This window comes from Allosphingosinicella sp., from assembly GCF_036387215.1.
Taxonomy (GTDB): Bacteria; Pseudomonadota; Alphaproteobacteria; order Sphingomonadales; family Sphingomonadaceae; genus Allosphingosinicella.
The window spans coordinates 1-12,995 of record NZ_DASVUE010000319.1 but is presented as its reverse complement, the minus strand read 5'-3'; the positions used below and the strand labels follow the sequence as shown (position 1 = coordinate 12,995).

Below are 12,995 nucleotides of genomic sequence, written 5' to 3'. Positions count from 1 at the left end.
GCCTCCCTGCGCGGGTTGCTGGGGGATGTGGTGCCGACGTTCGGCGTCGATTATTTCCTGATGGCGCATCATGTCGATTTCGGCCGTCCCGTTCCCGGGGCCGTGCAGATGGGCAATTATCCGCGCGATTTCGTGGCCAGGCAGCGCGAGCATGGCGGCTGGAGGCACGATCCGGTGCTGCTTGCGTGCGAGCGCACCACCACCGGCTTCTTCTGGTCGCAGCTCGGCGAATTCGTCAAGCTCGATCCCAGGCACATGCAGCGCGTCGACGAGGTGCGGCGGGCAGGGCTCGGCGAAGGCTTCGCCGTGCCGAACCACATCCCCGGCGAATATAGCGGCTCGGTTCAGTTCGCGGTCGGCGAGGGGGAGCAGTTCCCCAGGGAGATGGCATCGGCGCTTCAGTCGGTCGCCACTTATGCCTTCGAGGCGGCGCGGCGGCTGGCGCGATCGAGCGGAGAACCGATCGTCGCATCCGCGCCCTTGACCGAGCGCCAGCTCGATTGCCTGCTGCTTGCGGCGCGGGGCAAGAGCGACACCGACATCGGCCACCTGCTCGGGCTCAGCCCCCGAACCGTCAATTCCTATATGGAGGCGGCGAAGCGGCGCTACTGCGTCGCGACGCGCCAGCAGCTGATGATCCTGGCGCTGTTCAACCGCCAGATCACGTTTTCCGAGGTCTTGCAGTAGCCGAGGCGTGCACGCGCCGGCGCGGGCGGCAGTTCGGCCAGTGATACCATTGCACCCCGTCCGCGTGGATTTGGACGTCCGCGGTGGAGACCAGGCGGCTGAGGAAGATCCGCGCCTGCTGCTGCGCGAAGTGCAGTCCCAGGCATTTGTGGACGCCGCTGCCGAACGGCACGAATGCATGCTTGTGGCGCTTGGCCTCTTCCTCGGGCGTGAAGCGGAACGGGTTGAAGCGGAGCGGATCCTCCCAGATTTCCGGATCGCGGTGGACCAGCAGCGGATTGATGCCGGTGATCGTGCCGGCCGGGATGTCGTAGCCGTAGATGCTGAAATCCCGCACCGCGCGGCGCCAGACGATCGGCGCCGGCGGGTTGAGCCGCATCGCTTCCTTGAAGAACATGTCGTGGAGCGGGAGCGAGGCCGTGCCGGCGTCGATGGGATTTGAAAGCTTCGCCCGCTTTACTTCCTCGCGCAGAAGCTCCGCCCAATCCCTGTGCTTGGCGAGGAAATAGATGGACGAGGTGAAGGCGGACGCCAGCGTGTCGTGCGCGGCCGCCAAGAGGAAGATCGTGCTGTTGTAGATTTCCTCTTCGGTCAGCCCTTCGCCGTCCTCCGCACCGACCTGGCAGACCCGGGAGAGCATGTCGTCGCCGGGGTTCGCCCGCCGCTCGGCGATCAGCTCGCGCACATAGGTTTCGAGGAATGCCTTGCCGCGAAAGCCCCGTGCCGCGACCGGGCTCAGCCACTTGTTCTGGTTGATCGCGAGCAAGGCGCCCATCATGTCGCTGAACGAGCGGAGCGCCTTGTCCGCTTTCTCGTCCATGTCGATGCCGAGGAAGGTGGAGGCGGCGATGCGGAGGGTGAGCCGCTTCACCTCGTCGTAGACGTCGAAAGTGCGCCCGCACCAGGAGGAGATGCTGCGCTCGATGTCGCGGTCGAAGATCTGCTGATAGCCGGTGAGCTTCTGCTGCTTGAAGGCTTCGCCGAGGATGCGCCGGTTGGCCCGGTGCCGCTCGCCGTCCTGGATGAGCAGGGCTCCCGGGAAGAAGGGCTCGATCACCGGGCCCCAGCCGCCGTGTGCGGAAAAGGTGCTGTCCTTGTCGAACAGGACGAGTTCGTTCGCCTCGGGGCCGACCAGCTGTACGTTCCAGCTGCCCAGCGCATAGAAGCAATAGACGCGGCCATGCTTGGCGTGCAGCCGCTCGGCGAATTTGAGCGGGTCCAGCACCGCTTCGGGAAGGATTCCGAAATAGGGGAGGCCCTTCTTGCCGGGGATGTGCTTCAGCTCCTTCCGGCCCGGCTTGCCGATCTTGTCGAAGATATCCTCCTCGATGTGCCAGCGCGTGCCGCGCTCCGGGTGCGGAGCGAATGCGGAAGATTTGGGGATTTCGTTCACGAGTGGCCTCCGGTCGTACGGCTGACGGGTTCCACATGCGCGGGGCCAATTCCATCCCGGTAATTGCCTATATTGGGCGCGCGGGGGAGGGGACCTAGTCTTCGGCCCGAGGAGAGGCCCATGCAGCTTAAGATCGTCGAGCCGAGCCAGCGCTGGCAGTTCAGCCGGGCAATGATGGAGATGCACCACCACCGGAAGCGGATCTTCGTCGATCGGCTGGGCTGGGAGCTGCCGAGCAAGGGAAGCTGGCTCGAGGTCGACGAGTTCGACAATGACGACGCCGTCTACATCATGGCGGTCTCCGAGGACGGAAGCAGCCATCTTGGATCGGTGCGGCTTTTGCCGACCACCGCTCCGCACATGCTGAGCACGCTCTTTGCCGGCCTCTGCCCCGGGGGAGCGCCGGCCGGCGAGGACGTCTGGGAGATCTCCCGGCTGGTGGCGACGCCGGAGGGGGCGGACGGCCGCAACATCCTCCGGATCCACCGGCTGCTGGCGATGGGGATCGTCGAATTCGGGCGCATCAGGGGCATCGAGCGCTTCACCCTCGTCGCCGAGTCGCACCGCATGCCGGCCCTGCTGTCGATCGGCTGGCGCGTGCTGCCGCTGTCGCTGCCGATCGATTCAGGCGGCTGCCTGATCGAGGCGGCCGAGATCCTGATCGACGAGGGCACGTTCGACCATGTCAGGCGAAGGGCGGGGGGCGAAGGCGTCCTGGACGCTTCGCTCGGCCAGCTGCGGAGCGCGGCATGAGCGGGGAGGGCGCGAACATCCCTGAGCGGCTGAAGGGGATCGAAGCGGCGCCCGGCTCGCCGCTCGCCTGCCTGATCGAGGAGGGCTATTGCATCATCAGGGGCGCGGTGCCTGCCGACGATATCCTCGGCATGGCCCGGCGGCTCGACGAGCGTTTCGAGCAGACGCCGTTTTCAGTTGGCCCCTTCCACGGCCACCGCACCAAGCGATTCCACCGGCTGCTCGCGCGGTCGCCCGATTCGGCGGCACTGGTGATGCATCCGGAAGTCCTCGGCATCGCCCGCACGATCCTCGGCCGCTGGTGCGATTTTCCCGAGCTCAACCTCACCCAAGGCGTCGAGGTGCACCCCGGAGCTCCGGCGCAGATCCCGCATTGCGACCAGGCGATGTGGCCCGCGCCCAAGGGGCTCATGGAAATGAGCGTGAACATAATGTGGCCTTTGGGGCGCTTCACAGCGGAAAACGGGGCGACGCGGGTCTGGCCGCGCACCCATTTCAAGCCGCAGACGGCGGACGATGTGCTCGCCGAGCCGGTGGTGTGCGAGATGGAGCCGGGCGACGTGCTGCTGGTGCTCGGATCGACCGTTCACGCGGCCGGCGCCAACCGCACAGCCGTCCCTCGCCGGGCGGCGATCGTCAGCTACTGTCTCGGCTGGCTGAAGGCTTACGAGAACCAGTCGCTGGCCTATTCGCCCGAGTTCGTCCGGACCCTGGAGCCGGAGCTGCAGGCGCTGCTCGGCTATCGCTGGCACCGCCCGAACCTCGGCACCTATGACGGGCAATGTCCATCGATCCTGCTCGCGGCGGAAGTGCCGGACGCGCTCGCGACGGTCGATTCGCTGTCGCCCTTCCACGAGCCGCTGGTGGCGGCTTTCGCCGAGCGCGCGATGGCCGAGGTCGCCGCTTCATGATCAAGCGCAGGGACAAGCCCGACGAGGCTCCAGAGGAGGGAAGCGCTATTCCCCTCAACGCCAGGCGCGGGATCGACGATATCGCGCGGCGGCTGGACGATTTGCTCCAGGCGATGTCGGAGGTGCCCTCGCCCGAAGCCGCCGTCTCCACCGTCGGCGGCGAAGTGCTCCAGATCGCCCAAAGAACGCGCATCGAGCGGAACGAGCGGGAGCGGGTCTTCGGGACCACCCTGTTCGGCGACCATGGCTGGGAGATCCTGCTCGATCTGTTCATCGCCCGGGCCGAGAAGCGCGAGGTCACCATCGTCAGCATCTGCCGCGGGATCTCGCTTCCCGAAGCAGCGGTGCTGCGCTGCATCGCCACCCTCATCGAGGCGCAGCTCGTCGTGAGGAGAGCGCAGAATTCCGATCCGCGGACGATCCTGCTAGCGCTCACCGACAAGGGGCTGGCGATGATGTGCGACTATTTCAATGGACTGGCGGCAATCCAGGGTGACGCTGCCGCATAGCCTCCAGCGCCATCGCAAGATGTGCGCCCGCAAGATAGAGGCCGAGCCGGTCGAGCCCCTCCAGCACTTCCGCGCCCTTCCGGAACAGCTGCTCGAGCTCCTCCCAGGCTTGTTCGGGGCTTGGGGGCTTCTGCTCCATCCTGGCTTGCGTCTCCGTAACCGCGTAGCTGTGCCGATTAGCACAGCTACGTCGGCTGCAAATGCGGGGATGCACCCGCTTTGGCGGCATCGTCCGTCCCACTCCCGGACCGGAATCGCCCCGAGCAGCGCGGTACCTCGGAACTCTGGCGTAACGACGGGCATTTAAGTCGTTCCAAGCTCCCTGCGCCTGTTCTGGCCTGCGTATTCGACCAATCAGGGACAGCGAGACGAACGAAACGAGAAGGTGAGTCCAGATGCTCTTTGGCGCGGACACGGAACCGGCGACGCGGCTGATGACGGAGCCGATGCAGGTGCTGGAAACGGGGGTCTATCGGGGCCCTCATTATTACAGCCACACGCCCTTCGTGCGGATCATGCTCGATCTGGGGCGGCTGGAGGACTGGCCGTCGAACCGCATCCCGGGTTTCACCGACCGTCTGATCGAGATCCTCCCGGGCCTCGAGCGGCACGGCTGCTCGCTCCGCCGCCGCGGCGGGTTCATCGAGCGGATGCGGGAGGGGACCTGGCTCGGCCACATTGCGGAGCACGTGGCCCTTGAGCTTCAAAGCATGGCGGGGATGCGCTCGACGCGCGGCAAGACCCGGTCGGTGAAGGGGCGGCCCGGCGTCTACAATGTGATGTTCGCCTATCAGGAGGAGCAGGTCGGGCTGATGGCGGGGCGGATCGCGCTCGAGCTCGTCAATTCCCTGCTTCCGGACGAGTTGAAAGGCATCAAGGGCCTCGACCGCGTCTACAAGCTCAGCGGGGACTTCCATTTCGGCAAGAGCATGTCGAGCCTTCAGCGGCTGGTCCGCCGTTCGAGCTACGGGCCGACGACGCAGTCGCTGATCGAGGAGGCGAAGCGCCGCGGTATTCCGGTGATGCGGCTCAACGAGCAGAGCCTCATCCAGTTCGGGCACGGCCGCTTCCAGCAGCGGGTACGCGCCAGCATCACCGGCAAGACCTCGATCATCGCGACCGAGATTGCGGGCGACAAGAACCTCACCAAGAAACTGCTCGGCGACAGCGGCATCCCGGTGCCGCGCGGGGTCGTGGTGCGGGACGTCGAGGAGGCGGTGCGGGAGGCGCGGCGGCTCCGCTATCCGCTGGTGACGAAACCGCTCGACGGCAACCACGGCCGCGGCGTCACGATCGGGATCGCCGACGAAGAGGGGCTCCGCTTCGGCTTTGCGGAGGCTGTCGCGCAGTCGAAAGGGCGCGACATCATCGTCGAGGAATATTTCGCCGGCCACGACCACCGCATCCTGGTCGTCGACGGCAAGCTGGTCGCCGTCTCGGAGCGCATCCCGGCGCATGTGATCGGCGACGGCGTCCACACGATCGGGCAGCTCATCGAGGAGGTGAACAAGGATCCCAGGCGCGGCGAAGGTCATGAGAAGGTGATGACCAAGATCAAGGTGGACGCGCACGTCACCGAATATCTCGCGCGCTCCGGCCTCACCATCGACAGCGTGCCTGAGGCGGGCGACGTCGTGATGCTACGCGCCACCGCGAACCTCTCTACGGGCGGCACCGCCGTTGACCGCACGAACGAGATCCATTTCGATAATGCCGAGATCGCGCGCCGGGCGGCGATGATCGTCGGCCTCGACATTGCGGGCATCGACTTCATCGCGCCCGACATCACCAAGTCCGTCCGCAAGACCGGAGGCGGCATCATCGAGGTGAATGCGGCGCCGGGCTTCCGGATGCACATCGAGCCGTCCGAAGGCGCGCCGCGCGACGTGGCCAAGCCGGTGATGGAGATGCTCTTCCCGCGCGGCTCCCGAAGCCGGGTGCCGATCATCGCAATCACTGGCACCAACGGCAAATCGACCACGGGGCGAATGGTCAAGCAGGTGCTGCGCCAGACCGGCTGCACGGTCGGCCTCACCTCGACCAGCGGCGTGCTCGTCAACGACATCCTCGTCTCTGAGGGCGATGCGACGGGCCCTCGCAGCGCCCGCCTCATTCTCCGGGATCCGACCGTCGAAGTGGCGGTGCTGGAAACGGCGCGGGGCGGCCTGCTTCGCGAGGGGCTGGCGTTCGACCGGTCGGACATCGGCGCGGTCCTCAACGTCACCGCCGACCATCTCGGCCTCAAGGGCATCGATACGGTCGAGGACCTCGCCGAGGTGAAGTCGCTGATCATCGAGACGGTCAGCCGCAACGGCACCTCCGTCCTCAACGCCGACGATCCGCTGACGGTGAAGATGGCACGCCGCGCGCGCGGCAACCTCATCTGGTTCTCGCTTAACGGAAGCGCAGACATGCCGCCGTTCCTCCGCCGCCACATCGACAATGGCGGGATGGCCGTGGTCCGCGAGCCGGGGCACGAGGGCGGAACCATCGTCCTCTACCAGGAAGGAAGGCGCGACGTGGTGATGAAGGCGGGCGACATTCCCGCCACCCTCCACGGAATGGCGACCTTCAACATCGCCAACGCTCTCGCGACGATCGCGATCTGCGTCGCGCACGGCGTTCCGATCCTCACCATCCGCTCGGCGCTCGCCAGCTTCCAGTCCACGTTCGAGCAGAATCCGGGGCGTCTCAACGTCCACGATGCGCACGGCTTTCGCGTGATCCTCGATTATGCGCACAACGCGGCCGGCCTCACCGCAATGGGCGAAGTCGTGCGCGGGCTCCGGCACCGCTACAAGAAGTCGATCGGCGTACTCTCGATCCCGGGCGACCGCCGTGACGAGGACATCCTCGAAATGGGCCGGATCGCCGGCGGCATCTTCGACGAGCTCTTCTTCCGCGAGGATCCCGGCACCCGCGGCCGCCCGCGCGGCGAGGTCATGAGCCTCCTCAAGGAAGGCGCGCTGGAGGCGGGATCCTCGCCCGATGCAGTCCACATGATCGCGGGAGAGGCGGCGGCGACCGCAGCGGCGCTGATGGCGGCGGGGCCGGGCGAACTGCTCGTGATCACGCCGACCGACGTCACCGGGACCTGGCAGCAGGTTCTCGACTTCGAAAAGGTCCAATCCGCCACTTCGCCTCGCGGCCATCTCGTCGCCGCCGAGTAGAAGAAGCTCATGACAATTCAGAAGCGCCGCTGGGCATTGATCGTCCACGGCGGCGCGAACGAGATTGCGCCCGAGGAGGGAAGCGGAAGCCCCGGGGGTTTGCCGCGGCGATGATCGATAGCTCTATGGATGCACCCTGTATCCGGCTCAGGAAAGAAGAGGAAGTCGCCACTCATGGCTGAAGCACAAGACGCGCGCAAAGGCACTTTGATCATCATCGGCGGCCATGAGGACAGGGATCCGGAGAGCAAGCGGACCATCCTTCGCGAGGTCGCGCGGCGGATCAGGGGCGGTAAGCTCGTGCTCGCAACGGTCGCGAGCCACCAGCCGCAGGGCTATTTCTCCGACTATCAGAAAGCCTTTGCCGACCTCGAGATCGGCGAGCTCGTCGAGCTCTACGTCGAGGACCGGACCAAGGCGGGCGACCGCGAGAAGCTCCAGGTGGTGGACGACGCCGCCGGCATCTTCTTCTCTGGCGGCGATCAGCTGCGCATCACCAGCCAGATCGGAGACACCGGCATCGAGGCGAAGGTGAGGGCGCTGTTCGAGCGCGGCGGGATCATCGCCGGAACGTCGGCCGGAGCGGCGGCGATGAGCGAGACGATGCTGGTGAAGGGCACGAGCGGCGAGACCCACCGAATCGGCGATCTTCACATGTCCCCCGGCCTCGGCCTCATCCGAGACGTGATCATCGACCAGCATTTCGCCGAGCGCGGGCGCTTCGGCCGGCTGCTCGGCGCGGTGGCCCACAATCCGCGCGTGCTTGGGCTCGGCATCGACGAGGATACCGCGGCGGTCGTGGACGGCGACCAGCTTCAGGTGATCGGCAGCGGCGCCGTCTACGTGGTCGACGGGCAGGACGTCACCCACTCGAACGTCGCCGAGGCCCGTCCGGAGCGGGTGCTGAGCATGCACGACGTCCGCGTGCACGTGCTCGGCACAGGCGACGGCTTCGATCTCAAAACCCGAAAACCGGTCCCCGCGAAGAGCAGCTGACCGCCCGCGTGCTGCAGGTTCGTCGCTGAAGCGGCTGCTTTCGTCAGACGAATTGCGCGTTTGCCGCGCTGCACAACATTTCAGCCGCAAGACCGCAGACCGGCGCTGCGGCCCCGCATATCCGATCCCCAGCACCTGACGGCAGCAACCGGCAGGGCAACAAAAACCTAAACGAGACAAAGGGGTAAGAATATGCGTGCTTCCATCATCCTCATCACTTCGCTGGTCGCTCTGGCCGCCACCGCAACGCCCGCAGCCGCGGCCGAGGGCCAGTTCCGCGCCGAAGTCCATGCCGGCTGGGATCGTCCCCAGACCGACGGCTTCAAGGACAGCGGCGTCATGTACGGCGTCGGCTTCGGCTACGATCTCAACGTCGGCAAGAAGGCGTTCGTCGGCCTCGACTTCAGCATCGACGACAGCACGATGAAGGAGTGCGAGCGGAGCTCGATCCTCGCCAATGACGAGCTGTGCCTCCGCGCCGGCCGCGACCTCGCCGCCGGTGTCCGCGCCGGCGTCAATGTCGGCGAGAAGGGCAAGCTCTATGCGCTGGCCGGCTACACCAACGCCCGGTTCCGGACGTCCTACACCACGCCCGCCGGGGTCACCACCAGGGACGCCTCGAACCTCGACGGCTTCCGCATCGGCGCCGGCTACCAGCATGCGCTGTCCGGCAACACCTACGGGAAGGTCGAGTATCGCTACTCGAACTACGAGAACGGCGTCGAGCGCCACCAGGCCCTGGTCGGCCTCGGAATGACCTTCTGACCAAGCTGGAGGGGAGGCCGCCGATGAAGCGGCCTCCCTTCTTCTTCAGCCGCCCCCGCACTTTCGTCGCGCGAATCGTCACTTTCGTCCCGCGGCGGTTGGGATCGCCCTTTCCGGCGGATCAACCTTTCGATGGGGGGCTTGCGGCTCAATGTTGATGTTAAGTGACAGCCTCAGGTCTTTGCGGCAGGATGGGCCCTCGGTCAGGCGGGGGTTGGGTCGATACATGCCTTCGGGGAGCAATCAGGCACGGTGGCCGGAGGCGATCCTCGTCACCGTCTCGCTCTGGCTCTTCGCGCTCCTCATGTTCCTGCCGATCATCATGGACCGCCATGTCGGCGAGCCTTGGAGCAGCGTCCTCCTAGACGGCTCTACGATCATCGTATCGATGCTGTTCGCGATGCCGATGTTCGCGATCTTCCGGAAGACATTGGATTGGCCGCAGGGAGCGCGTGCGTTGATCCTGGTCGGCACGGTGATGGCCACCGCCATCATGAACGTGATCTTCGACCTGCTTTTCCAGGGGTTCATCGCCGATCACGTCGAAGCCGCGTGGCGCTCCCTGCCGACGGACCTCAGCCGCACCTACCCTTCGGCCCTTCATTATACCCTCGTATTCGGCGTCAACATGGCCTTGTTCCAGGTGATGTTCTCGCGTCGGACCACCGTGAAGCAGGAGCTGCAGCTTTCGGAAGCGCGATCGACGGCCCAGCAGGCCCAGCTGGCGGCGCTCCGATACCAGCTCAATCCGCACTTCCTGTTCAATGCTCTCAATTCCATCTCCGCGCTCATCGTCACCCGCCGCAACGAAGATGCCGAGCGGATGACCGAGAAGCTTTCGAGCTTCCTGCGCACCTCGCTCTCGGCCGATCCTGGCGAGCTCGTCCCGCTCGAGGAGGAGCTTTCGCTGATCGAGGAATATCTCGATATCGAAAGCGTGCGCTTCGGCGAACGTCTCAACGTCAGCGTCGATTGCTCGCCGGATGCCTGCCAGGCGCTCGTCCCGAGCTTCCTCGTCCAGCCTCTGGTCGAGAACGCGATCAAGCACGGGGTCGCGCCGTCCCGCGATCCGACCGAGATCGCGATCAACGCGTCGGTCGAGGACGGCGAGCTCTGCATCATCGTCCGCAACTGCATTCCCGACGGTGCCGAGCGGGCGAAGGTGCGCGGCCGGCCTGGCGTCGGGCTGCTCAACGTGCGCCGGCGGCTGGAGGCTGTCTACGGCCAGCGGGCGACCCTTGCCGCGGAGGCTGAGGACGAGGCCTATATCGCACGGATTTGTATCCCGGAAATCCAGCAGGCGAGTTGACTTGAAGCTGCGCCCGCCCGACAATCGCGGCCGGGATGAGGAGGGGCGAATGACCGAAATGCGCGTGTTGATCGTGGACGACGAGTCCCTCGCGCTCGACAGGCTGCGGACCTTCTTCGGCGACATCGAAGGCGTCGAAGTGGTGGGCCAGGCTCGCGACGGCGACGAGGCGGTCTCCGAGATCCAGCGGCTGACCCCTGATCTCGTCATCCTCGACATCCAGATGCCGGGCCGCAACGGCCTTCGCGCGGCTGCCGACATCGATGTCGAGCCCAAGCCCGAGATCGTCTTCGTGACGGCGCACGAACATTATGCGCCGGACGCCTTCGACGTGGACGCTGCCGATTATCTGCTGAAGCCGGTCCGCTTCGACCGGCTCCGCCAGGCGGTGGATCGCGCGCGCCGCCGCCGGCAGATCCGCGAGCAGGCGCAGCGGGCGGGCGATCTCGAAGAGCAGGTGGCGGCGCTTCGCGCCAACGGCTCTGCGCCCGGCATCGACGATAACGGCTTCTGGGTGCCGGAGCGTGACGGGCAAAGGCGCGTCCCGTTCGATTCGATCGATTGGATCGAAGCGGCGCGCGATTATGTGCTTCTGCACACCAGCGTGCGGAGCCACCTGCTTCGCACGACCATGGCCGCGCTCGAGGAGAAGCTTGCGGGATCGCCGCTGCTGCGGGTCCATCGCTCGGCCTTCGTCAGGCCGGACAAGGTGGTGGAGGTGAAGCGCCTCGGGCGCTCGCTGACCCTGGCCCTGGCCGACGGGGCCAATGTCCAGGTGGGTCCGAGCTACGTCAACGCCGTGAAGGGCGCGCTGGCTCTGGACTGATCGGGAAGGAGGGAGCCGGAACGGGCAGGATTGCCTGCCGAGGCCGATCACCGGCAATATTGCCCGCGCCCCAGCGGGTTCGTCTGTGCCTTCGGCGCATCGGCCATCGAACAAGCGTTCATGGCTTCTGGCCTCATACGACGAAGGGCATGGACGTGGCAGCGGTCACCAGCATGGTGCTGACGAAGATCGCGGCAACGCAGGTCGAAACCGTGCGGAACAGCTCTGCAGTCATGATTTACATCCTTTCTAGCGGCGCTCATTCGCCGTGAGCTGCCGTTAGGCCGGAGGTGCGCATCATTCCGCTGTCCTTCGACGATGGCTCCGAACACTTCGACGAGCGCGCGGAAGGATCGACGAAAGTGCGGCCTGGCGAGATCAATCAGCGTTGCGGGATATCGTTCTCGGATTCGAAGAACTGCATCGAGACGGAATTGAGGCAGTAGCGCAGGCCCGTCGGGGGCGGCCCATCCGGGAAGACGTGCCCGAGATGGCCGTCGCAGCGGGCGCAGCGGATCTCGGTACGGACCATTCCGTAGCTGCGGTCGTGGATCTCGCGGATATGCTGCGGATCGTAAGGTTCGGTGAAGCTCGGCCAGCCCGTACCCGATTCGAACTTGCTGTTCGATTTGAACAGCGGCAGCCCGCACAGCCGGCAGGCGTAGATGCCGCCCATCTTGTTGTTGAGCAGGGTACCGCAGAAAGGGCGCTCGGTGCCGTGGTTGAGGATCACCTCGCGCTCTTCGGCGGTAAGGTCCTCGGCAAGCCGCTGGATTTCGCTGGGCTCAAGCGGGGTCACGTCGTAGCCGGAAGCGGAGGTGGCGTGGGCAGTGTCGTTCATGAGCGTCTCCTTGGTCCCGGATGTGGGCGTTTTCCGCGGGATCGGCAACGTTTGGACGCTGCGGCTGTTGGTGGGGCATGGCTGAAACGCGAACGATCGAGCTTGGGAACGGCCGGTCCCTCCACGCGGTAACAGCGGGGGAGGGGCCCGACGTGCTGCTCCTCCACGGCGCTCTGGAGACGGGGCATGATTGGCTGGCGTGGCCGGTCGAGCGGCTGGTCAAGGAGGGTTGCCGAGTCACCGTCATCGATCGGCCCGGACATGGGCTCAGCCGGCGTCCCCGCTTCGAAGGCACCCCGCGTGCGCAGGCCGCGCAGATCCATGACGGGCTGGCTGAGCTCGGGATCGAACGGCCGGTGATCCTGTCGCACAGCTACGGCGGGCTCGTCTCGCTCGCCTATGCCGAGAGGTTCCCGGACGCGGTGGCTGCGTTGATCCTGGTGGGGCCAATAGCGTTTCCGGAGCCGAGGCTGCTCGAACATAGCCTGCTTGCTCCCCGGGCTGTTCCGTTCTTCGGCCCAATCCTCTCTGCCGCGGCGGACGCGACGATCGACCGGCCGATGCTGAAGCTGGTCCACAAGCTGATGTTCTCGCCGCAGGACGTGCCGGAACATTGGGAGGCGACCTTCCCCTACGATCAGTTGCTCCATGCGGCGGCGATGGTCGCCCAGGGCGAGGATGCCGCCGCGATCCTGCCGATGGCGCCGGCCGGTCTGGTGGACGTCACCCGCATTCAAACGCCGGCGCACGTTCTTGTCGGCACGTCAGACAAGATCGTCGAGCAGGAGCGGCAGGGAAAGCTGCTTGCGCGGCTGATGCCGAACGGGCGGCTTAC

13 protein-coding genes are annotated in these 12,995 nt (G+C 66.0%); 10 read left to right on the top strand and 3 right to left on the bottom strand.

Annotated features, from left to right (window positions below):
- Positions 1-687: helix-turn-helix transcriptional regulator (locus VF662_RS12985; protein WP_464141915.1), on the top strand; the 687-nt coding region annotated here is incomplete at its 5' end.
- Here the strand turns inward: VF662_RS12985 and VF662_RS12980 are convergent.
- Complete coding sequence (locus VF662_RS12980) at positions 662-2,080, bottom strand: cytochrome P450 (RefSeq protein ID WP_464141912.1); 1,419 nt, start codon at positions 2,078-2,080, stop codon at positions 662-664. The two genes, VF662_RS12985 and VF662_RS12980, sit on opposite strands and share 26 nt — an antisense overlap.
- A gap of 120 nt (positions 2,081-2,200) precedes the next feature.
- Here VF662_RS12980 and VF662_RS12975 point away from each other — a divergent pair, with 120 nt between their 5' ends.
- From VF662_RS12975 to VF662_RS12965, 3 genes are read left to right on the top strand one after another with little or no spacing between them, the layout of a single operon-like run.
- Positions 2,201-2,833, top strand: coding sequence for an acyl-homoserine-lactone synthase (locus VF662_RS12975; RefSeq protein ID WP_464141909.1), 633 nt, complete (start codon positions 2,201-2,203; stop codon positions 2,831-2,833).
- Positions 2,830-3,744 (top strand): phytanoyl-CoA dioxygenase family protein, encoded by a 915-nt coding sequence (locus VF662_RS12970; protein WP_464141906.1) that lies wholly within the window; start codon positions 2,830-2,832, stop codon positions 3,742-3,744. Before VF662_RS12975 ends, VF662_RS12970 begins: the two co-directional genes overlap by 4 nt.
- On the top strand, positions 3,741-4,253 hold the full coding sequence (locus tag VF662_RS12965) for a winged helix DNA-binding protein (RefSeq protein ID WP_464141903.1): 513 nt from the start codon (positions 3,741-3,743) through the stop codon (positions 4,251-4,253). Before VF662_RS12970 ends, VF662_RS12965 begins: the two co-directional genes overlap by 4 nt.
- On the opposite strand, the gene VF662_RS12960 is transcribed toward VF662_RS12965, so the two are convergent.
- Positions 4,213-4,392: a hypothetical protein gene (locus VF662_RS12960; protein WP_464141900.1), complete on the bottom strand. Its 180-nt coding sequence runs from the start codon at positions 4,390-4,392 to the stop codon at positions 4,213-4,215. The genes VF662_RS12965 and VF662_RS12960 overlap by 41 nt on opposite strands.
- A gap of 256 nt (positions 4,393-4,648) precedes the next feature.
- Here VF662_RS12960 and cphA point away from each other — a divergent pair, with 256 nt between their 5' ends.
- The 5 genes from cphA (at position 4,649) to VF662_RS12935 (ending at position 11,319) form a co-directional block, all read left to right on the top strand.
- A complete protein-coding gene (gene cphA / locus VF662_RS12955) occupies positions 4,649-7,423 on the top strand; it encodes a cyanophycin synthetase (RefSeq protein ID WP_464141897.1) in 2,775 nt (924 codons plus the stop codon).
- Between the two features lie 174 nt (positions 7,424-7,597).
- The gene (locus VF662_RS12950; RefSeq protein WP_464141895.1) at positions 7,598-8,419 is read left to right on the top strand and encodes a cyanophycinase; all 822 of its coding nucleotides are present in this window, start codon (positions 7,598-7,600) and stop codon (positions 8,417-8,419) included.
- Positions 8,420-8,611: 192 nt separating this feature from the next.
- Positions 8,612-9,184 (top strand): outer membrane protein, encoded by a 573-nt coding sequence (locus tag VF662_RS12945; RefSeq protein WP_464141892.1) that lies wholly within the window; start codon positions 8,612-8,614, stop codon positions 9,182-9,184.
- Between the two features lie 226 nt (positions 9,185-9,410).
- On the top strand, positions 9,411-10,493 hold the full coding sequence (locus tag VF662_RS12940; RefSeq protein WP_464141889.1) for a sensor histidine kinase: 1,083 nt from the start codon (positions 9,411-9,413) through the stop codon (positions 10,491-10,493).
- 49 nt (positions 10,494-10,542) lie between these two features.
- Positions 10,543-11,319: a LytR/AlgR family response regulator transcription factor gene (locus VF662_RS12935; protein ID WP_464141886.1), complete on the top strand. Its 777-nt coding sequence runs from the start codon at positions 10,543-10,545 to the stop codon at positions 11,317-11,319.
- Between the two features lie 382 nt (positions 11,320-11,701).
- On the opposite strand, the gene msrB is transcribed toward VF662_RS12935, so the two are convergent.
- The gene (gene msrB, locus VF662_RS12930) at positions 11,702-12,160 is read right to left on the bottom strand and encodes a peptide-methionine (R)-S-oxide reductase MsrB (RefSeq protein ID WP_464141883.1); all 459 of its coding nucleotides are present in this window, start codon (positions 12,158-12,160) and stop codon (positions 11,702-11,704) included.
- Between the two features lie 77 nt (positions 12,161-12,237).
- Between msrB and VF662_RS12925 the strand changes: the two genes are divergently transcribed.
- The coding region (locus VF662_RS12925; protein WP_464141881.1) for an alpha/beta fold hydrolase at positions 12,238-12,995 on the top strand (758 nt) is incomplete at its 3' end.

Coding starts and splice junctions, on each gene's coding strand:
- VF662_RS12975 (WP_464141909.1), top strand. CDS start 2,201: ATGCAGCTTAAGATCGTCGAGCCGAGCCAGCGCTGGCAGTTCAGCCGG.
- VF662_RS12970 (WP_464141906.1), top strand. CDS start 2,830: ATGAGCGGGGAGGGCGCGAACATCCCTGAGCGGCTGAAGGGGATCGAA.
- VF662_RS12965 (WP_464141903.1), top strand. CDS start 3,741: ATGATCAAGCGCAGGGACAAGCCCGACGAGGCTCCAGAGGAGGGAAGC.
- VF662_RS12960 (WP_464141900.1), bottom strand. CDS start 4,392: ATGGAGCAGAAGCCCCCAAGCCCCGAACAAGCCTGGGAGGAGCTCGAG.
- cphA (WP_464141897.1), top strand. CDS start 4,649: ATGCTCTTTGGCGCGGACACGGAACCGGCGACGCGGCTGATGACGGAG.
- VF662_RS12950 (WP_464141895.1), top strand. CDS start 7,598: ATGGCTGAAGCACAAGACGCGCGCAAAGGCACTTTGATCATCATCGGC.
- VF662_RS12945 (WP_464141892.1), top strand. CDS start 8,612: ATGCGTGCTTCCATCATCCTCATCACTTCGCTGGTCGCTCTGGCCGCC.
- VF662_RS12940 (WP_464141889.1), top strand. CDS start 9,411: ATGCCTTCGGGGAGCAATCAGGCACGGTGGCCGGAGGCGATCCTCGTC.
- VF662_RS12935 (WP_464141886.1), top strand. CDS start 10,543: ATGACCGAAATGCGCGTGTTGATCGTGGACGACGAGTCCCTCGCGCTC.
- msrB (WP_464141883.1), bottom strand. CDS start 12,160: ATGAACGACACTGCCCACGCCACCTCCGCTTCCGGCTACGACGTGACC.